Origin of the sequence: Loktanella sp. SALINAS62, assembly GCF_018263905.1 — a bacterium.
GTDB lineage: Bacteria > Pseudomonadota > Alphaproteobacteria > Rhodobacterales > Rhodobacteraceae > Loktanella.
Genome location: NZ_JAAFZU010000012.1, coordinates 126995 through 146109 on the forward strand (window position 1 = coordinate 126995; position 19115 = coordinate 146109).

The 19115-nt window shown below is 61.2% G+C and carries 19 protein-coding genes and 1 tRNA gene; 15 read left to right on the forward strand and 5 right to left on the reverse strand.

All coding sequences use genetic code 11. From position 1 onward, the window contains the following. The first annotated feature begins 14 nt into the window (after positions 1-14). The 12 genes from GZH79_RS06140 to GZH79_RS06195 all read left to right on the forward strand — a co-directional run bounded on the left by GZH79_RS06140 (position 15) and on the right by GZH79_RS06195 (position 12324). Positions 15-854, forward strand: coding sequence for a DUF481 domain-containing protein (locus GZH79_RS06140; RefSeq protein WP_211642899.1), 840 nt, complete (start codon positions 15-17; stop codon positions 852-854). A 218-nt stretch (positions 855-1072) separates the two neighbouring features. Further along, the gene (locus GZH79_RS06145; RefSeq protein ID WP_211642900.1) at positions 1073-3040 is read left to right on the forward strand and encodes an AMP-binding protein; all 1968 of its coding nucleotides are present in this window, start codon (positions 1073-1075) and stop codon (positions 3038-3040) included. Between the two features lie 64 nt (positions 3041-3104). Next, complete coding sequence (locus GZH79_RS06150; RefSeq protein ID WP_211642901.1) at positions 3105-3923, forward strand: ABC transporter ATP-binding protein; 819 nt, start codon at positions 3105-3107, stop codon at positions 3921-3923. A gap of 11 nt (positions 3924-3934) precedes the next feature. Further along, a complete protein-coding gene (locus GZH79_RS06155; RefSeq protein ID WP_211642902.1) occupies positions 3935-4930 on the forward strand; it encodes a branched-chain amino acid ABC transporter permease in 996 nt (331 codons plus the stop codon). Next, positions 4917-5102: a hypothetical protein gene (locus GZH79_RS06160; protein ID WP_211642903.1), complete on the forward strand. Its 186-nt coding sequence runs from the start codon at positions 4917-4919 to the stop codon at positions 5100-5102. The genes GZH79_RS06155 and GZH79_RS06160 overlap by 14 nt, the downstream gene beginning before the upstream one ends. Beyond that, a complete protein-coding gene (locus GZH79_RS06165; RefSeq protein WP_211642904.1) occupies positions 5103-6179 on the forward strand; it encodes a branched-chain amino acid ABC transporter permease in 1077 nt (358 codons plus the stop codon). 75 nt (positions 6180-6254) lie between these two features. Beyond that, on the forward strand, positions 6255-7538 hold the full coding sequence (locus GZH79_RS06170) for an ABC transporter substrate-binding protein (RefSeq protein WP_211642905.1): 1284 nt from the start codon (positions 6255-6257) through the stop codon (positions 7536-7538). Between the two features lie 75 nt (positions 7539-7613). Continuing rightward, on the forward strand, positions 7614-8441 hold the full coding sequence (locus GZH79_RS06175; protein WP_211642952.1) for an ABC transporter ATP-binding protein: 828 nt from the start codon (positions 7614-7616) through the stop codon (positions 8439-8441). Positions 8442-8553: 112 nt separating this feature from the next. Then, a complete protein-coding gene (locus GZH79_RS06180; RefSeq protein WP_211642906.1) occupies positions 8554-9027 on the forward strand; it encodes a hypothetical protein in 474 nt (157 codons plus the stop codon). A 78-nt stretch (positions 9028-9105) separates the two neighbouring features. Further along, positions 9106-9492, forward strand: coding sequence for a hypothetical protein (locus GZH79_RS06185; protein WP_211642907.1), 387 nt, complete (start codon positions 9106-9108; stop codon positions 9490-9492). 115 nt (positions 9493-9607) lie between these two features. Further along, on the forward strand, positions 9608-10804 hold the full coding sequence (locus tag GZH79_RS06190) for an AMP-binding protein (protein ID WP_211642908.1): 1197 nt from the start codon (positions 9608-9610) through the stop codon (positions 10802-10804). A gap of 11 nt (positions 10805-10815) precedes the next feature. Next, on the forward strand, positions 10816-12324 hold the full coding sequence (locus GZH79_RS06195) for a peptidoglycan-binding domain-containing protein (RefSeq protein WP_211642909.1): 1509 nt from the start codon (positions 10816-10818) through the stop codon (positions 12322-12324). Positions 12325-12327: 3 nt separating this feature from the next. On the opposite strand, the gene GZH79_RS06200 is transcribed toward GZH79_RS06195, so the two are convergent. The 3 genes from GZH79_RS06200 to GZH79_RS06210 form a co-directional block, all read right to left on the reverse strand. Further along, positions 12328-13554: a DVUA0089 family protein gene (locus tag GZH79_RS06200; protein WP_211642910.1), complete on the reverse strand. Its 1227-nt coding sequence runs from the start codon at positions 13552-13554 to the stop codon at positions 12328-12330. A gap of 111 nt (positions 13555-13665) precedes the next feature. Next, complete coding sequence (gene ykgO, locus GZH79_RS06205; protein WP_083484190.1) at positions 13666-13791, reverse strand: type B 50S ribosomal protein L36; 126 nt, start codon at positions 13789-13791, stop codon at positions 13666-13668. A gap of 80 nt (positions 13792-13871) precedes the next feature. Continuing rightward, positions 13872-13946, reverse strand: a tRNA-Val gene (locus tag GZH79_RS06210). Positions 13947-14076: 130 nt separating this feature from the next. Here GZH79_RS06210 and GZH79_RS06215 point away from each other — a divergent pair. After that, on the forward strand, positions 14077-14937 hold the full coding sequence (locus tag GZH79_RS06215; RefSeq protein WP_211642911.1) for an N-formylglutamate amidohydrolase: 861 nt from the start codon (positions 14077-14079) through the stop codon (positions 14935-14937). A gap of 19 nt (positions 14938-14956) precedes the next feature. On the opposite strand, the gene GZH79_RS06220 is transcribed toward GZH79_RS06215, so the two are convergent. Together GZH79_RS06220 and GZH79_RS06225 are read right to left on the reverse strand one after the other, a co-directional pair. Then, positions 14957-15127 carry a hypothetical protein gene (locus GZH79_RS06220; protein ID WP_211642912.1) on the reverse strand — a complete coding sequence of 57 codons (171 nt, stop codon included), beginning with the start codon at positions 15125-15127 and terminating at the stop codon, positions 14957-14959. Positions 15128-15185: 58 nt separating this feature from the next. Further along, a complete protein-coding gene (locus GZH79_RS06225) occupies positions 15186-16439 on the reverse strand; it encodes a DNA polymerase IV (protein ID WP_211642913.1) in 1254 nt (417 codons plus the stop codon). A gap of 241 nt (positions 16440-16680) precedes the next feature. On the opposite strand from GZH79_RS06225, the gene GZH79_RS06230 reads away from it, so the two are divergent. Then, the gene (locus GZH79_RS06230; protein WP_211642914.1) at positions 16681-18693 is read left to right on the forward strand and encodes a hydantoinase/oxoprolinase family protein; all 2013 of its coding nucleotides are present in this window, start codon (positions 16681-16683) and stop codon (positions 18691-18693) included. After that, positions 18690-19037 carry an antibiotic biosynthesis monooxygenase gene (locus GZH79_RS06235; RefSeq protein WP_211642915.1) on the forward strand — a complete coding sequence of 116 codons (348 nt, stop codon included), beginning with the start codon at positions 18690-18692 and terminating at the stop codon, positions 19035-19037. Before GZH79_RS06230 ends, GZH79_RS06235 begins: the two co-directional genes overlap by 4 nt. The last annotated feature ends 78 nt before the right edge of the window (positions 19038-19115 follow it).

The window sequence follows — 19115 nt, forward strand, 5'->3', positions numbered from 1 at the left end:
AAGGGAAAGTAACAATGAAAACTCTGAACATTTTCGTAGCTGCCGCGACTGCCTCGATGATCGCTGGTGCCGCTGCCGCACAAACAACCGTCTTCAGCAACGAAGACGCCGCCGTGGATGCCGTCGATGACCTGCAAGAGCAGATCGCCGAAGACGCAGAGCGTGACATCGGCCGTTTCGGCAACGAAGGCCGTCTGGTCGGATCCTACGGTTCTGTTGCATTCCGCGCGACGGCCAACAGCAACGACGACGATGACAATTCCAATGTCGGCGTTGGCCTGCGTTACGGCACGTTTGACGGCGTGAACGGTATCGATGTGTCGGCAAAGTATGACTACGCAGCCGATAACGGCGATGAAACAACCAACCGCCTGCTGGCCGGTGCCGACTATCGCCGCGATCTGTCCGGTGCGTTCTTTGCCTACGGTAAGCTGGACGTCCTGCTGGATTCTGCTGTGACCGAGCCCGATTCGTATGAAACCGACATCTTTGCCGGTGTTGGCTTGGGCTACCGTATTCTGAATGACGCCACGTCGCAGTGGTCCGTGCAGGCAGGCCCCGGCTACCGCTATGCAGAGCAGGTCAACGGTGTTGATGTCGACGAAGTCGCAGCATCCGTGTCGTCGAACTACTACCGCTCGCTGTCGGCAACGTCCTACCTGACCAACGACACCGACATCATCTATTCGGACATCAGCACGCAGGTTCAGAACGAACTGGCGCTGAACGTATCGATGACAAACGCGCTGGCGCTGCGCACGTCGCTGACCACGATCTACAACGACAATTCGGACGACAGCTTCTCTGATGCGAACAACACCTTGGGTGTGTCGGTCGTTTACAACTTCAACTGATACCCTTCGGATTGCATTCCCGAATACTGTCAGTGAAGACGGGCGGTGGCGTAAGCCACCGCCCTTTTTCGTGGTTGATGCCTACGAATTGAACAAGCGTTCAAAAAAAACATTTGACCGCGCAGCAGGTTCTTATCCAAGATGATCCCAAGGGCGTGCTTGAGGAGGTGCAGCCCCCGTGAAGGCCGCAAGGCCCGATCCCATGGAGGGCCATCTTGATGAACACCGCCGACCTGGGCCGTGATGTCCGATCAGTGCCGCATTTGCTGGCGCGCAACGTGGCGCGTCACGGCGGCAAGCCAGCGTATCGCGAAAAGGAATTCGGCATCTGGCAAAGCTGGACCTGGGCCGAAGCCGCGCGCGAAATCGACGCGTTTGCGTTGGGTCTGCTGGAACTTGGTGCTGAAGTGGGGGACCACATCGCAATCACCGGGCGGAATCGTCCGTCCCTGTATTGGGCGATGGTCGCGGCGCAAAAGATCGGCTGCGTGCCTGTGCCATTGTATCAAGACGCCGCTGTCGAAGAAATCGCCTATGCGCTGGACCATTCCGGCGCGCGCTTTGCGGTCGTGGGCGATCAGGAAATGGTCGACAAACTGATCGACGCGCAAGCCGAAGGCGCGTCGCTGCACCATGTCATCTATCTGGACGGGCGCGGCCTGCGCCGTTACGACCACAGCGCGATGAGCAGCTTTGCCGACGTGCAGGACCGGGGGCGGGCCAGTGACCGGCGCGCCGACATGGACGCACTGACAGATGCGCGGACGTTGGACGATACCTGCGTCATGCTTTACACCTCTGGCACGACGGGTCGGCCAAAGGGCGTGGTGCTGTCCAACCGTAACGTGATCGCGACGTCAAAGAATTCCGCCGAATTCGATGCGCTGCGCGCCGGCGACGAGGTGCTGGCCTACCTGCCGATGGCATGGGTCGGTGATTTTATCTTTTCCATCGGTCAGGCGATGTGGACCGGGTTTTGCGTCAACTGCCCCGAAAGCCCGGACACCATGCTGACCGATCTGCGTGAAATCGGGCCAACCTATTTCTTTGCCCCGCCGCGCGTGTTCGAAACCCAGCTGACCACCGTGATGATCCGCATGGAAGACGCGGGCCGGATCAAAAAATGGATGTTCGATCATTTCATGGCGCATGCCCGCCGCGTCGGCCCCGATTTGCTGGATGGCAAATCTGTCGGCCTGTTTGACCGGCTGCGTTACCGGTTGGGCGACATGCTGGTTTACGGTCCGCTGAAAAATACGCTGGGCCTGTCGCGGGTGCGCGTGGGCTACACCGCCGGGGAAGCAATCGGGCCAGAGATCTTCGATTTCTACCGTTCGCTGGGTATCAACCTCAAACAGCTTTACGGCCAGACCGAAGCAACCGTTTTCATCACGCAGCAACCCGACGGTCAGGTGCGGTCCGACACGGTCGGCGTGCCGTCCCCCGGCGTAGAGCTGCGGATCGACGATAACGGAGAGGTGTTCTACCGCTCTCCCGGCACGTTTGTGTCGTATTACAAGAACCCCGAAAGTACCGCGTCGACCAAGGACCCCGAGGGCTGGGTTGCGACAGGTGACGCCGGTTTCATCGAAGACGGCACCGGACATCTGCGGATCATCGACCGCGCCAAGGACGTCGGCAAAATGGCGGACGGTGCGATGTTCGCGCCGAAATACGTCGAAAACAAACTGAAGTTCTATCCCAACATTCTGGAAGCGGTCGTCTTTGGCGCGGGCCGCGACCGGTGTGTCGCCTTTATCAACATTGACCTGAACGCCGTTGGCAACTGGGCCGAACGCAACAACATCGCCTATTCGTCCTATCAGGAATTGTCGCAGCACCCGCGGGTGTTGATGCAGATCGAGGAACACGTGAACGCCGTCAACGCCAGCGTTGCCGAAGACCCGATGCTGGCCGCCTGCCAGATCCACCGGTTCCTTGTGCTGCACAAGGAACTGGACGCGGACGACGGTGAAATGACCCGCACGCGCAAGGTGCGCCGCGCGGTCGTGGGCCAAAAATTCGATGACCTTGTCACGGCTCTCTATGACGGGTCATCGACCGTCTATACCGAAACAGAAGTGACCTACGAAGATGGCCGCAAGGGCAAGCTGAAGGCGACGCTGGATATCCGCGACGCCCGCGTCATACCGGTCACAGCCCCCCGGATGGAGGCAGCGGAATGACGATACGACGCTGTTTTCGCTGCGCGAAAAAACGCCCCGCCCGCCATCCCGCAGGAGAACGCGCATGAAGGATATCGCAGACAGCCATGTCACCGCAGATGGCCGGACCATCGGCGGCGTCCTGATGGATATGCGCGGGATCACGCTGCGCTTTGGCGGTGTAGAAGCGATCAAGGACATCAGCTTTGACATCCGCGAAGGCGAAATTCGCGCCATCATCGGCCCGAACGGTGCCGGCAAGTCATCCATGCTGAACGTGATTTCCGGTTTCTATAACCCGCAAGAGGGCGAAGTCTGGTTCCGTGGCGAAAAACGCCCACCGATGAAACCATATCAGGTGGCGCGTCTGGGCATCGCGCGGACGTTCCAGAACATCGCCCTGTTCGAAGGCATGAGCGTTCTGGACAACATCATGACCGGGCGCCTGACACACATGAAGGCGGGCATGCTGGCGCAGGCGATCTGGACGGGCAAGGCCGAGCGGGAAGAGACCGAAAACCGTGAAGCCGTGGAACGGATCATCGACTTTCTGGAAATTCAGGCGATCCGCAAAACGCCCGTCAGCCGTCTGCCCTATGGTCTGAAAAAGCGGGTCGAACTGGCACGCGCGCTTGCCGCCGAACCCAAGCTGTTGCTGCTGGATGAACCCATGGCCGGCATGAACGTCGAGGAGAAAGAGGATATGAGCCGTTATATTCTTGATGTGAATGATGAATTCGGCACGACTGTCGCGCTGATCGAACACGACATGGGCGTTGTGATGGATATTTCCGACCGGGTGGTCGTCATGGATTATGGCCGCAAGATCGGTGACGGCACCCCGTCAGAGGTCCGCAATAATCAGGACGTCATCGACGCCTATCTGGGGGTCGCCCATGACTAAGGAGCACACCAATGTCCGCTGATTTCCTGTATGGGGTCGAGGTTTTGATCAACGGCCTGATGGCAGGCGTGCTTTACGCGCTGGTGGCGCTGGGGTTCGTGCTGATCTTCAAGGCGTCAGGCATCTTCAACTATGCCCAAGGTGTAATGGCGCTGTTCGCTGCGCTGACACTGGTGGGGGTGATGGAAGGGCAGGTGCCGTTCAGCCATCTGATAAACGCGACATTCGGCACCAACATCCACCACTTTGGTTGGACCGTACCAGCGTTCCTTGGGATATTGATAACCTTGGCACTGATGGTCGTGTTCGCATGGGCGGTGCATACGTTCGTGTTCCGGCATCTGGTTGGACAGGAACCGATCATCCTGTTCATGGCGACCATCGGGCTGGCCTATTTTCTTGAAGGTGTCGGTGACCTGATGTGGGGGTCAGATATCAAGACGCTGGATGTCGGTTTGCCGCAGGGTGGATCGATGTTTGTCGAAAACCTGACCGTGGGTCTGGGTGGCGAGGATTTCTACGGCTTCTTCATCGACAAACTGGACATGGTCGCCACGCTGGTGGCCATCGTGCTGGTGGGGGCGCTGATCGCGTTTGCCCAGTATACAAAGCAGGGCCGTGCGATGCGCGCGGTGGCGGACGATCATCAGGCCGCGCTGTCGGTCGGAATTTCGCTGAACTACATCTGGGTATTGGTCTGGTCGCTGGCGGGCATGGTTGCGCTGGTCGCAGGTATCATGTGGGGCGCGAAATCCGGCGTTCAGTTTTCACTGTCGCTCATCGCGCTCAAGGCGCTGCCTGTTCTGATGCTGGGGGGCTTTACATCTATTCCCGGTGCCATTGTCGGCGGGCTGATTATCGGGGTCGGGGAAAAGCTGTTTGAATACATCGTGGGGCCGATGATCGGCGGGGCGACAGAGACATGGTTTGCCTATGTGCTTGCGCTGATTTTCCTGGTGTTCCGCCCGCAAGGCCTGTTCGGGGAGAAGATCATTGAAAGGGTTTAGCACGATCAAAACCGCCAAAAGCGGTCTGATCATCGCATGTCTGGGTGCGATAAGCTGCGCGGTTTTTGCTGTGCTGGCCATTCAGGAACAATCGCTGTTGCTGCTGACGGGTGCCGCCGCAGGCGCATTCTACGGCAAGGTCGGTTTCCTGCGTTACAAAGAGGGCGACTGAATGCTGTATCGTGAAGCCGGCGATTTCAAGACGACTTACAAGGCGGACAGCCAGACCTTTCCCATCGCGTTCGACCGGTGGCGGTATTGGGCGGTGCTGGCGGTTGCATGGCTGGTCATCCCGTTTTTCATCAATGATTACTGGGCCAACGCCATTCTGGTGCCGTTCCTGATCTATGCGATCGCGGCCATCGGATTGAACATCCTGACGGGCTATTGCGGTCAGGTCAGTCTGGGCACGGGCGGGTTCATGGCGGTGGGGGCCTACGCCGTTTACAAACTGATGACGGTTTTCCCGGATGTGTCGATGCTGGTGCATATCGTGCTGGCAGGCGCGATCACGGCTGTCGTCGGCGCGCTGTTCGGTCTGCCGTCACTGCGGATCAAGGGGTTCTATCTGGCGGTGGCGACACTGGCGGCGCAGTTCTTTCTGGTCTGGTTGTTCAACAAGGTGCCGTGGTTTTACAACTATTCAGCATCTGGTCAGATCAGCGCGCCGGAGCGGTTTGTGTTTGGACAGGCCGTCACGGGGGCAAATACCGCACCTGCTGCGCAATACCTGATCTGCCTGCTGTTCGTGACGATCTGCGCGATCCTGGCCCGAAACCTGACGCGCGGCACGATTGGGCGGTCGTGGATGGCGATCCGTGACATGGATATCGCGGCGGAAATCATCGGTGTTGATCCGCTCAAGGCAAAACTGACCGCGTTTGCCGTGTCGTCGTTCTTTATCGGCATTTCCGGCGCGCTGTTCTTTGCCGTCTATCTGGGTGCTGTGGAGGTGGGCGAGGCGTTCGGCATCAACAAGTCGTTCCTTGTGCTGTTCATGTGCATCATCGGTGGGCTTGGCAGTATCTTTGGCAGCTTTGCTGGGGCGGCGTTCCTTGTGTTGCTGCCTGTCGCACTCAAGGTGCTGGGGGCCGATGTGCTGGGCTGGCCGACGCAGATCGTCAGCCACCTGCAACTGGTGTTCGTGGGCGGGCTGATCATGTTTTTCCTGATCAAGGAACCGCACGGATTGGCGCAGCTTTGGCGTCTGACAAAGGAAAAACTGCGGCTTTGGCCGTTTCCATATTAGGTGCGCTGCGAGGAGGCAGCCCACTTGACCATCGACCGGGGAACACCCCGGCGCATCACCACTGGGAGGAAAACCATGAAAACTTCGACTTTTACGGCAGCGGCGATTGCCGGCCTGTTGGCTGGCAGCGCGGCGACGGCAGACCTTGTCATTCCTGATCTGTCCTATCGCACGGGCCCCTATGCCGCAGGCGGCATCCCGTTTTCGGACGGCTATCAGGATTATTTCAACCTGTTGAACGCCCGTGACGGCGGGATCGGCGGCGAACCGGTGCGCATTATCGAATGCGAAACCGGCTACAACACCGAAAAAGGTGTGGAATGTTACGAATCGACCAAGGGCGAAGGCGCGCTGGTCTATCAACCGCTGTCCACGGGCATCACGTACCAGTTGATCCCCAAAGCGACTGCCGATGGCATTCCGCTGCACACCATGGGTTACGGCCGGACGTCGGCCGCCGATGGTGAAGTGTTCAACTGGGTATTCAACTACCCCGCGAACTATTGGGATGCGGCATCGGTCGCGGTGAACTACCTGATTGACGAAAACGCCGGTGATCTGTCGGGCAAGACCATCGCACTGGTCTATCATGACAGCGCCTATGGCGCGGAACCGATCCGCACGCTGGAAGAACTGTCTGCAAAGCACGGCTTTGACCTAAGCCTGTTTCCCGTCACACCGCCGGGACAGGAACAGAAATCGACATGGCTGCAAATCCGCCGCGAACGTCCCGATTACGTCGTGATGTGGGGTTGGGGTGTGATGAACCAGGTCGCGATTCAGGAAGCGGCCAACATCAGCTTTCCAATGGAAAACTTCATCGGCAACTGGTGGGCCGGGGCGGAACATGACGTGACACCGGCAGGTGCGGCGGCAGACGGATACAAGTCGCTGAACATGAACCGGGTGCAGGATTACCCCGTGCTGGACGAAATCCAAAGCCTTGTCGTCGATGCAGGAAACGCCGCGGGTGACGGCAACAATCTGGGCAAGGTGCTGTATGTACGTGGCATGTATGCCGCCATGCTGGCCGCCGAAGCGATTGCAAAAGCGCAGGAAATCCACGGTGTATCCGACATCACCGCAGCCCAGATGCGTGAAGGCATGGAAGCGCTTGAACTGACAGAAGCGCGGATGGCCGAACTGGGCATGGCGGGCATCGGGCCAGAGTTTTCGGTATCGTGTGAAGACCACGGTGGATCGGGCGGTGGTCTGGTCCAGCAGTGGAACGCATCGGAAGGCGTCTTTGTCCCGCTGACCGACTTTATCGCGCCCGACGACGAAGTCATCACGGCGCTGGTGGCCGAAGATGCTGCAGCCTTTGCTGCGGAAAACAACATCACGCCGGGCTGCATGTAAGCCGCGTGTTCGGGCGGCCCGTTCCGGGCCGCCCGATTTATGAGTATTTTTGGCAAGATGATGCAGGGGCGCACCATGCTGGACACGACCGACACCGCGACAGAGACCCTGTTAGAGGTCAACAACATCGAGGTGATCTACAATCATGTGATCCTTGTGCTGAAAGGTGTGTCCCTGAAGGTGCCAAAGGGCGGCATCACGGCACTGCTGGGTGGCAACGGTGCGGGTAAAACCACAACGCTGAAGGCGATATCCAACCTGCTGCAATCCGAACGCGGCGAAGTGACCAAAGGGTCGATCCTGTATCGCGGTGACCGGGTGCAGGATCTGACGCCGACCGATCTGGTAAAGCGTGGCGTCATTCAGGTGATGGAAGGTCGGCACTGTTTTGAACATCTGACCATCGAAGAAAACCTGATGACCGGTGCCTATACGCGCCGCGATGGTTCGGGTGCTGTCAGTGCCGACCTGGAGTTGGTTTATAATTACTTTCCGCGCCTGCGGGAACGGCGTCGCAGTCAGGCTGGCTATACCTCTGGCGGGGAACAGCAGATGTGCGCGATTGGCCGCGCCTTGATGTCACGGCCCGAAACAATCCTGCTGGATGAACCGTCGATGGGGCTGGCACCGCAACTGGTCGAGGAAATCTTTGGTATCGTCAAAGATCTGAATGAACGTGAAGGTGTGTCGTTTCTGTTGGCCGAACAGAACACCAACGTGGCGCTGCGGTTCGCGCATCATGGCTATATCCTTGAATCCGGCCGTGTCGTCATGGAAGGGCCCGCGCGGGAATTGCGCGAAAACCCTGACGTAAAAGAATTCTATCTGGGCATGTCGGACGAAGGCCGCAAAAGCTTTCGTGATGTGCGCAGCTATCGGCGTCGCAAGCGGTGGCTTGCCTGAGTGCGGTCAATTATTGCTTTGCTTAAATGGTTTTAGAAACTTTATTCCGGCATTCGCATTCTCCCTGCAGGTGACAGCAACGGCTGTCCGCAACCTGAAAGGGAATGAAACTATGAAAACGATGACCATTCTAAGCGGTGCAAGCGCCATCGCTATGTCCTGCGCCGCAGCACCCGCATTTGCGGCGGCCCATACCGGCAACGCCATGATGGTATGCGACGAATTCCTGGCGCTGGCCCCTGCCGATCAGGAAGCTGGCGCACAGACGCTGGCAGACGCGGGCCGTGACAACGCCATGTCCGAAGATGCCATGTCAGATGACGCCATGTCAGACGACAGCGCGTCCGACACCTCTGGCGAGAGCGACGACATGGCCACGGACGTGTCACCGGACGCATCCGCATCGGACGATGGGTCTTTGTCGACCGACAGCGAAGGATCGGACAGCGACACATCGGACAGCGACGGATCGGATGACGAAGAGTCCGACAGTGCGATGGAATCGGGCGGTTCCGACATGCAGCAGTCCGATATGGTGCTTGCACTTGTGACGATCTGCACCAACACGGCCAGCGCCGCGAACTGATCTGTCGGTGCAGCCATTGGCGGCATCCGGTTTCGGTCGGGTGCCGCCAGTATCATACCTTGCAACGGGATACTTACGATGAATAGCACGACATTGGCCGCGGCTTGCGCGGCGCTGACGACTTTCACCATGCCTGCCGTGGCACAGACGATCGACACCGGCGCGGGCAATCCGACGCTGACCTGCACGCAGTTTCTTGAACTGGATGCGGATGCGCAGATCGACGCGGTCGCCAACTTGTCGACGGTCGGGTCTGACACGATGCCCCCACCGGACGCCGGGGTGGACAGCGGTGCGGTCGGGTCAATGACATCGTCCGATGACGCGGCATCCCCGGATGATACCGCGACGGCGACCGAAAACGCCGAACCGGGTGCGGATAATATGGGCACCGAAGCAGAGGTGTCTGACGCCATGGTGCGGGCCATGGTCAACATCTGCCGCAACAGCGCAGAGCCGGCCTGACCCTGACGCGGTATCCGCTGACAGCGGGGCGATATTGAATAGCGCCCCGCACCGCCCCTAGCTTTCGATTGTCCAGAGCGTCAGACTAAGCACGACCTGGACAGGAGAAAGCGCGATGACACCCCATTTCGATGATCTGGAAACCCGCAATGCTGAAACGCGCCGTCAGGCGCAGCTTGCGGGAGTAAAGGCCCAGATAGCCCGGATAACGGGGTCAGGCGTATCGTGGCTTGCAGGCGGGACCGTCGATTCCCTTGACGATCTGTCCCGCCTGCCGGTCCTTCGTAAATCTGATCTGGTCCGCATGCAGGCCGATGCGCCACCGTTCGGCGGTATTCCCGTGCAAAATGTCAGCCACGTTTTCCAGTCCCCCGGACCGATCTATGAACCGGGCGGCAATACGCGCGACTGGTGGCGGTTTGGCCGTTTTCTGCATGCCTGCGGAATCGGGGCCAACGATACGGTGCAAAACTGTTTCGCCTATCACCTGACCCCGGCTGGTACGATGTTCGAAAACGGGGCAGGCGCCGTCGGTGCGCGCATCATTCCCGCTGGCACCGGCCAGACCGACCAGCAGGTGCAGGCCGCCGCCGCGTTGGGTGCGACAGCCTATGCCGGGACGCCCGATTATCTGAAGGTGATCCTTGACCGGGCCGATGCGCTGGGCGTGCCGTTGTCGATCACCAAGGCGGCCGTTTCGGGCGGGGCATTGTTCCCGCAGTTGCGGCAAGCCTATGCCGACCGTGGAATCACCTGCATGCAATGCTATGCCACCGCCGATCTTGGTCTGATCGCATATGAAGCGGCGCCCGACGACGGCATGATCGTCGATGAAAATGTGATCGTCGAAATCGTCACCCCCGGTACCGGCGACCCGGTCCCGGCGGGAGAGGTGGGCGAGGTCGTCGTGACGACCTTAAACCCCGATTATCCGCTGATCCGATTTGCCACCGGCGATCTAAGCGCTGTGCTGCCCGGCCCCAGCAGGACCGGACGCACCAATATGCGGATCAAGGGCTGGATGGGCCGCGCCGACCAGACAACCAAGATCAAGGGCATGTTCGTAAGGCCCGAACAGGTCGCGGCATTGGTCAAGGCGACGGGGGCCGACCGCGCCCGGATCATCGCGGACCGGCAAGGCGACGCCGATACGATGGCCGTACAGATCGAAGGGCTGGACCTTGACGCCGAAGCAGCGTCCAAGGCCGTGGTCGATATCCTGAAATTGCGTGGCGACGTGACCATTCACGGGCCAGATACGCTTCCCCGCGACGGACTCGTGATCGAGGACCGCCGCAGTTACGACACCTGATAGGACACATGATGCGCCAACTGCTTTTGACCACCACCCTGATCTGCGCTGCAACGCTTGCCAGCGCGCAGGACGCCGCCCTGATCGTCGGCAATGCCGATTACGCCAATTTGCCCGACGTTGCGCGTGCGGATCGGCTGGTTGCCGCGGGCGCTGATCTGGCGGACCACGGGTTTGACCTGATGGGCGGACGGAACGTGGCGGCGGGTGATCTGTTCGGGCAGGCGGTGGCGTTTTCCGATCAGGCACAGGATGCGACACGTATGGTCGTGGCGTTGTCCGGTCAGTTCGCCACCAACGACGCCCAGACATGGTTCATGGGGCAGGACGCGGGCGAGCCCGATGATTTTACCGTCGGGCGACGCGCCATCCTGTTGCAGACAGCGCTGCAAACACTGGCCCGCGCGCCGGGGGCCGCCGTGCTGATGTTGGGCGTGACAGACGCTGACACCACGTATGACGACGGGCTGACGGCCGGGATCGGCACGCTGGACATTCCCAGCGGTGTCACCGTTCTGCAGGGCACGCCAGAAGTGATCGAAGGCCTGATGCGCTACGCGGTCGCTGTGCCGGGGGCGGACCTTATTGCGACGGCGCGCCGCACGCGGGGCATCACGTTGTCCGGGTTTGTGCCCAACAGCCTGACCCTGATTGAAAGCGACGCACCGATCCCTCCCAGCGAACGTGTGACCTTGCCGCCCGAACTGACGGCCCAGACCACCGACAGCGAAACGACGGCGTGGACGGCTGCACGTGCGGCAGACACCGAAAGCAGCTATGCGCGCTATCTGGATGCCTATCCGTCTGGGGCCAATGCCGCCGCTGCCGTGTCACGTCTGGCCGACCTGCGGCGTAACCCGCCCAACCCGTTGCGCGATGCAGAAAATGCGTTGGGTCTGTCTGCCGATGCACGCCGGGCCATCCAGCGTGATCTGCAGATCATGGGCTTTGATACACGCGGGATTGACGGCATCTTTGGGCCGGGAACACGTGGCGCGATCACGGCGTGGCAGGACGACAACGACGTTGATGAAACCGGCTTTTTGACCCGCGATCAGATCGACCGGCTGTCCATACAGGCCACCGCCCGCGCGCAGCAACGCGAAGCAGAAGCCGCCGCCGCGCGCGCCGAACTGGAACGCCGCGACCGCGCCTATTGGGAAGAAACCGGCGAACGCGGCGGCAAACGCAACCTGCGCGCCTATCTGGACCGGTTTCCCGACGGTCTGTTTGCGGAACAGGCGAACGAAAGACTGGGGCGCGCGAATGCCCCGGCGCCAGCCGATGACAACAGCGCCGCTGCCGCGGTTGAGGCGCAACTGGCGATGGACCCCATCAGTCTGCAACTGGTCGAGGCACGGCTGGCGCAACTGGGTCTGGAACCGGGTTCGGTTGATGGACAGTTGGACAACCGCAGCCGACAGGCGATTCGGCGATATCAGCGTGACCGGAACCTTGGGGCGACAGGCTATCTGGATCAGGCGACCGTCAGCCAGATGCTGGTTGATGCGTTCCGGTAGGCGTCAGGGCGCGGGGATGAAGCGTTCCATCAGCAATCGTACCCACGCCTGCCCGCCGCCGATCTGTTTCAGCCCGATCAGATAGGTGCCTGCCGCAACCCGCGCGGTCATCAACGCATTGGTGTCCATACCTGCGTCGTCGTTTTGTGCGATCTTGCGGCCCGCAGCATCGAACATCACCAGCCACGGGTCGCCTGTGGCGGTGGCGATGCTGTTGGCCTCTGTCAGGATCAGTCCGGATTCCGGCATCGTGACGCTGAACCATGTGGTATCGCCAGACGTGTCGATATCTTTTTGCAGGGTGTTTTCCAGAACCCCCAGTTCCGTGATCGGGTAGCTGTCATCCATCGGTGGGGCGGCATCGCCACGGGCATATAGCGCTTGCAGCGCCGCCGCCGGGTCATACGCGGTCACGGCTACAGTGATCGGCAACGTCGGATCGCCCAACGCGTCCAATCCGATGCAATAGGTGCCGGGGGCCAGCGGGTCGGTCATGTCCAGCCGCGCATTCAGCCCGTCGTAATCATCGTTTTCGCCAAGCGATGCGCCATCCGGCCCGTTCAGCCGGATCAGGGGGTCTGCATCTTCGTTGCTGGCCGTTATCGTGATCGCCATCGGTTCGGTCAGATCAAAGCGAAGGATCCCGCCGTCGGCCGCTGCCGCGTCGACAGACAGCGGTGCGCCGTTCTGTGCCAGCGTGCCAAAGGATTCGCTCGCATCGCATCCCGCCTGCTCTGCGCCGGGGGGATTGGTGGGCTGGAACGGTGTGTCATCGGTCCCATCGGTCAGGGCTTCTGTGTCGTCACGCCCGATGCGCACGAATGCCGTCATCGGCGCGTTGTCATAGCTTCTGACGATGGCGCAATAGGTGCCGGGGTCCAGATCGACCTCTGCGCGGGCGGCACCGCCGCCGCCCGAATCGTCGTCGGTCAGGATTTCGACGCCGTCCGGTCCGAAAAGCGCCAAAACCGGATCACCGTTGCCCCGACCCTGTGCTTCAATGCGGGTGGTTGCCGGCGCGCTAAGCGTGAAAACACTCGCATATTGGTTGCCATTCAACACCAGTGCCATCTGTTCGGCAAAGCTGTCGATCGTCGCGATGTCGGAATTTTCCGCCGTACCGCCGATCCAGACCCCGGACCCGCCGCTGCCGGCGCAGTTGGGGTTTTGCGCGAAAACAGGGGTTGCGCTGCAAAGCACTGCGGCAAGGCTTGGAAATATGCGGGGCATGACAATCCTATCTTTGAAATGTTCTGCGCAAACCTTACGCCAGACCCGCATCAAAACAAAAGGCCGCGTCCCAATGGGGCGCGGCCTGTTCGTTCCGAAATGTCCGGTGGTTCAGCCCTGACGAGCTTTGAACCGACCTTGCGTCTTGTTGATCACATAGACGCGGCCCTTACGGCGCACGATGCGGCAATCGCGGTGGCGCTGCTTGAGCGAGCGGAGGGAGTTGCGAACTTTCATCGAAGTTCTCCTCTTTGTCGTCGCGGCGCGGCGATGCGCCTTTGGGTTACGGTCTGGGCCAGCGGCGGCCCGGCGAATTCTGGTGGACGATACTGGGATCGAACCAGTGACCCCTTCGATGTCAACGAAGTGCTCTACCGCTGAGCTAATCATCCATTCCGGTCACAACGGCAGACAGCCCTTGCGTCGGTCAGGCGGTCTATAGAAGGTGACCGCCAGGGGATCAAGTGACTTTTGAAGGTTTCGACAATCGCACTATCTGTTGTCCCTGATCAGGAGCATCGGATGCAACACGAACCCTATTCCATCGTTATGCCCGCACAGCGCGATACCGGTGTGGTTTTCGCCTCGCCGCACAGTGGACGTGCTTACGATGCGGCATTTGTGAATCATAGTCGTCTTGATTTCCTGCAGCTTCGGTCATCAGAAGACGCGTTTGTCGATGATCTGTTCGGGACGGCACCGGCCTGCGGCGCACCGTTCCTGATGGCGCGCGCGCCCCGCGCCTATGTCGATCTGAACCGCGCGCCAGAAGAACTGGACCCCGCCCTGATCGAAGGCGTCCGTCGCGTCAGCCAAAATCCGCGGGTCGCATCCGGGCTGGGCGTGATTCCGCGCGTCGTGGCAGGTGGGCGTGCGATTTACACAGGCAAGATCACGCTGGAAGACGCGCATCACCGGATCAAGACCTATTGGCGCCCCTATCACGACCGGCTGCAGACCCTGCTGGACGAAGCACGGCGCGATTTTGGTCAGGGCATCTTGATTGATTGCCATTCCATGCCGCACGAAGCGCTGGATCAATCCGTCCGGAACGGCCAGCGGCCCGACGTGGTGATCGGCGACAGATTCGGGGCCGCCGCATCCCCCCGAATCGTGGCGGCTGTCGAAGCTGCGTTTGCAGCGGCTGGGTTCCGGACCGTGCGAAACGTGCCTTTTGCGGGGGCGTATATCGCGCAGGCCTATGGCCGTCCGTCCCGGTGCCAGCATGCGGTGCAGGTTGAAATCGACCGCGCGCTGTACATGAACGAATCGACGCTGACCTTGCGGTCCGATGTTGCGGATATGAAATCCGCGCTGTCTGCCGTCGTGGCCGATCTGGCCCACATCGGTCGCACGACCGAAAGACGGCTGGCCGCCGAATAGCAGCCAGCCGCATCGTGTTTCAGCTTGTCCGGCTTTGCTTGTCGGCATTCGGACTGCCTGCGGGGGCTTCGTCCATGGTGTCAGTGGGATTGTTCCACTTTTCCTTCGCCTCGGTGTCGGGCTTTTTGCGGTCGTCTTGCGCGATGGTCGGGCGTTGATCCTTGCCGTCGTGGTCATTCTTGTCGGTCATGACATCATCCTTTCGTTGAGTGTATGAACCAACGTCGCATGTGCCGATCCGTTCCCGATCAGCGCAGGGCGCGCCCCTTGATGATCGCGTCGGTGCCGAATCGCGCCCTGATCCGGTCCGCCGCCAGTTCCGCCTGTGTGCGTTTGGCGGCACCGGGGTCCAGCAAATCGGCTTCGCGGTCCGCGTCTTCGACGCCTGTCAGGTCGGAAATCCCGACGCCCAGCAGACGATACGCCGGGTGCGGTGCGGCGGCATCGAATAGACTGCGTGCCGTGCGATAGATCGTGTCAGCCATCTGTGTGGGTTGCCGCAGTGCCTGACGCCGCGTGATCAGTTTGTGATCCGCGCGCTTCAGTTTCAGGGTCACGACGCGACCTGCCTTGTCCTTGGCCTTGGCCCGGCCTGATACCTTTTCGGCCATGCGCCAGATATGACCGTCAAGAATGTCAGGGTCCGACGTGTCATCGTGAAACGTGGTTTCGTTGCTGAGCCCCTTGACCGGTGTATGCGCGCTGATCCGGCGGCCATCTTCTCCCCGCGCCAGCCGCCACAAACGGTCACCCATACCGCCAAAGCGGTCCCCCAGATCGCGCCGGTCCCAGCGCAACAGATCGTCAAAGGTGCGGATTCCGGCCTGTGCCAGATGATCCTGACCGACCTCGCCAATGCCCCAGATGATACGGACGGGTTTGGGCCGCAGGAATGCCGTGGTTTCGGCCTTCCCGATGATCGAAAAACCGCGTGGTTTGTCCAGATCGCTTGCGACCTTGGCCAGAAACTTGTTGTGGCTTAGCCCGATGGACCCGGTCAGACCCAGTTCGTCCTTCATCCGCTTGACCAGTCTTGCGAGCATCGCGGCGGGCGGCGCGCCGTGCAGCCGCGCGGTGCCGGTCATGTCCAGAAACGCCTCGTCCAGCGACAGCGGTTCGACCACCGGTGTCAGGTCGTCCATCATCGCGCGGATCGCGCGGGACGCTTCGACATAGGCATCAAAGCGCGGTTTCACGATCACCGCGTCCGGGCACAGTTTCAGCGCCTGAAACATCGGCATCGCGGATTTCACGCCCCGGATACGCGCGACATAGCAGGCGGTGGACACGACGCCACGCCGCCCGCCGCCGATGATCACGGGCTTGTCTGCAAGTGCCGGATTGTCGCGCTTTTCGACGCTGGCATAGAAGGCGTCGCAATCCATGTGCGCGATGGTCAGATCGAATAGTTCCGGGTGGCTGGTGACACGCGGGGATCGGCACGCCGGGCAGCGACGCGCGGTTTCGAACGTGATCAAACAGTCGCGGCACAAGCTGGGCATGCGTCATAGATAAGCGACGCGCAGGCCCACGACAACGGGCATCACAGGGCCGCGTGCAACCGCCCGCCAGCGGCATGTGCAGTCTGACGCGGCCCGCCGCAGCCTGTGCGGGTTGCACCGATCCTGCGTGTTATCTGGCGCAAAACAGACGTAACCGACAGTCCGTGTGGCCCGCGTCGCAAACGGGTGCTGACAGCGCCGTCGAAGCTTGGCAAAAGACCGCTTCAAAGGAGATCATCGCATGGGCCATTTACTGGGCATCGACACAGGCGGCACCTATACCGACGCCGCCGTTCTGGATGGTGACGCAACGCGGGTGCTGGGGCATGCCAAGGCGCTGACCTCTCGGCCCGATCTGTCTGTCGGGGTGGCGGGTGCGATTGATGCAGCACTGTCGGCTGCCGGGGTCGCCCCGCGTGACATTGCCATGGTGTCGCTGTCCACGACGCTGGCGACCAATGCGCTGGTCGAAGGGCAGGGGGGACGCGTCGCACTGGTCTTTATCGGGTTCGATGCGGCAGAACTGACCCGCGCCGGCCTTGATACCGCATTGAACGGCGACCCGGTCATCCTGCTGTCCGGCGGACACGACCATGCAGGTGTCCAGACCGCAGTGCTGGATCTGGACCTGCTGGCAGCGCGGGTCGCGGAATTGGAAGGCGTGACCGGTTTTGCCGTCGCGGCGCGGTTCGCCACCCGCAACCCGGCGCATGAACGTGCCGCACGCGATGCAATTCGCGCGCAGACCGGCCTGCCGGTGACCTGTTCGTTTGAGCTGTCGGCGGCCCTTGGCGGGCCGAAGCGGGCGCTGACGGCGGTGCTGAATGCCCGGCTGATCGGCATGGTCGCGGGACTGATCGACGCGGTCGAGGCGCATCTGACCGCCATTGGCACCGTTGCCCGGCTGATGGTGGTGCGCGGCGACGGTGCGTTGATCCCCGCCGATCTGGCCCGTCGCCGCCCGATCGAAACGATTCTGTCCGGCCCGGCGGCGTCGGTGGCGGGTGCGGGATGGCTGACAGATACGCCCAATGCGTTGGTGTCCGATATTGGCGGTACGACGACCGACATTTGCCAGTTGATCGACGGCCACCCCCGGATCGACCCGCAAGGGGCGCTGGTCGGCGGCTACCGCACCATGGTCGAGGCGGTTGCCATGCGCACCTGGGGGCTGGGGGGCGATAGCGCTGTCAGTCTGGTTCCGGGGCTGGACGGCGCTTTGCATCTGGGGCCGCGCCGCGTGATGCCGGTGTCGCTGCTGGCGACGACCCATCCCGCGCTGGTCCACACGGCGCTGGATCAGGCATTGGCACAAGTCGGCCCGCCGCTGGACGGTGCGGAATTCGTCCTGCCGTTGTGGGCGTCCCTGCCGCCCGCGTTGGATAAGCGCGAGGCAGCAGTCGCAGCACGGCTGACCAATGGACCGCAGCGGATGGGCGATGCCGTCACGACGCGTATAGAGATGCCCGCCCTGATGCGGTTGGTGGCGCGCGGTCTGGTCATGATCGCGGGGATCACGCCGTCTGATGCGGCCCATGTCACAGGGCTGACGGATCAATGGGATACGGATGCCGCAACCAAGGCGCTGACGCTGTTTGCACGTCGCCGTCGGGGTGACGGCCAGCGGATTGCAGCGGATGCTGAAACACTGGCGCATATGATCATCGACCGCGTGACGGCACAGACAGCGGACTGCTTGTTGCAAGCTGCCTTTGCCGATGATTCCAATGATTGGGGCAGCGAAACGCCTGTTGCCCTGTCGCGCCATCCGTTGACGCGCGCAGGGCTTGGCAATCATGACGGTCTGATACGCACCTCGCTGGCGCTGGGCGTGCCGGTCATTGGGCTGGGCGCCTCTGCCGCCAGTTATTATGGGCCGGTTGGGGCCGCTTTGCACACGCAGGTGATCGTGCCGGACCACGCTGCCGTCGCCAATGCGATCGGGGCCGTCGTCGGGCAGGTCGCACAGCATGCCACGGGTGCGGTCACAACACCGGGGGCGGGGCGTTTCGTGGCGCATTTGCCTGATGGCCCGGTCGCCCATGGCACCGCCGATGACGCCATCACGGACCTGACGTATGCGCTGACAGCCCATGTCACGACGCTTGCGACACAATCTGGCGTGACCGACCCCCAAATTACCGTAGAGCGTGATATCAACCGCGCACAGGTCGAAGGAACCGATACGTTTTTCGGCGCGACCCTGCGCGTCACGGCGCGCGGCCGCCCCCGCATCGCAAAGGACACCCCATGATCGCCATCATCTTTGAAGTGACCCCCGCCCCCGGCAAAACCGACGATTATCTGGCCATGGCAGCCAAAATGCGCCCACTGGTCGAACAGATCGACGGTTTCATCTCTGTCGAACGTTTCCAAAGCCTGACCAACCCCGAAAAACTGCTGTCTGTCTCGTTCTTTCGGGATGAAAAGGCGCTGGATGACTGGCGCAAGCTGTCTGCACACCGCGGCGCGCAACGCGCTGGTCGTGATGAAATGTTTGCCGATTATCGCCTGCGTGTCGCAGGTGTGATCCGCGATTATGGCATGTTCGAACGTGATCAGGCCCCCGCTGACAGCAAGGACACCCACGGCGCATGACCGAACGCGGACGCTGCCCGGCCTAGGGTAATGCGCGCCGATTAAATACCTTACTGAATTTGTCAGATTGACATATCC

Coding starts and splice junctions, on each gene's coding strand:
- GZH79_RS06190 (WP_211642908.1), top strand. CDS start 9,608: ATGACACCCCATTTCGATGATCTGGAAACCCGCAATGCTGAAACGCGC.
- GZH79_RS06140 (WP_211642899.1), top strand. CDS start 15: ATGAAAACTCTGAACATTTTCGTAGCTGCCGCGACTGCCTCGATGATC.
- GZH79_RS06170 (WP_211642905.1), top strand. CDS start 6,255: ATGAAAACTTCGACTTTTACGGCAGCGGCGATTGCCGGCCTGTTGGCT.
- GZH79_RS06180 (WP_211642906.1), top strand. CDS start 8,554: ATGAAAACGATGACCATTCTAAGCGGTGCAAGCGCCATCGCTATGTCC.
- GZH79_RS06175 (WP_211642952.1), top strand. CDS start 7,614: ATGCTGGACACGACCGACACCGCGACAGAGACCCTGTTAGAGGTCAAC.
- GZH79_RS06145 (WP_211642900.1), top strand. CDS start 1,073: ATGAACACCGCCGACCTGGGCCGTGATGTCCGATCAGTGCCGCATTTG.
- GZH79_RS06235 (WP_211642915.1), top strand. CDS start 18,690: ATGATCGCCATCATCTTTGAAGTGACCCCCGCCCCCGGCAAAACCGAC.
- GZH79_RS06185 (WP_211642907.1), top strand. CDS start 9,106: ATGAATAGCACGACATTGGCCGCGGCTTGCGCGGCGCTGACGACTTTC.
- GZH79_RS06200 (WP_211642910.1), bottom strand. CDS start 13,554: ATGCCCCGCATATTTCCAAGCCTTGCCGCAGTGCTTTGCAGCGCAACC.
- GZH79_RS06195 (WP_211642909.1), top strand. CDS start 10,816: ATGCGCCAACTGCTTTTGACCACCACCCTGATCTGCGCTGCAACGCTT.
- GZH79_RS06155 (WP_211642902.1), top strand. CDS start 3,935: ATGTCCGCTGATTTCCTGTATGGGGTCGAGGTTTTGATCAACGGCCTG.
- GZH79_RS06215 (WP_211642911.1), top strand. CDS start 14,077: ATGCAACACGAACCCTATTCCATCGTTATGCCCGCACAGCGCGATACC.
- GZH79_RS06225 (WP_211642913.1), bottom strand. CDS start 16,439: ATGCCCAGCTTGTGCCGCGACTGTTTGATCACGTTCGAAACCGCGCGT.
- ykgO (WP_083484190.1), bottom strand. CDS start 13,791: ATGAAAGTTCGCAACTCCCTCCGCTCGCTCAAGCAGCGCCACCGCGAT.
- GZH79_RS06220 (WP_211642912.1), bottom strand. CDS start 15,127: ATGACCGACAAGAATGACCACGACGGCAAGGATCAACGCCCGACCATC.
- GZH79_RS06165 (WP_211642904.1), top strand. CDS start 5,103: ATGCTGTATCGTGAAGCCGGCGATTTCAAGACGACTTACAAGGCGGAC.
- GZH79_RS06150 (WP_211642901.1), top strand. CDS start 3,105: ATGAAGGATATCGCAGACAGCCATGTCACCGCAGATGGCCGGACCATC.
- GZH79_RS06230 (WP_211642914.1), top strand. CDS start 16,681: ATGGGCCATTTACTGGGCATCGACACAGGCGGCACCTATACCGACGCC.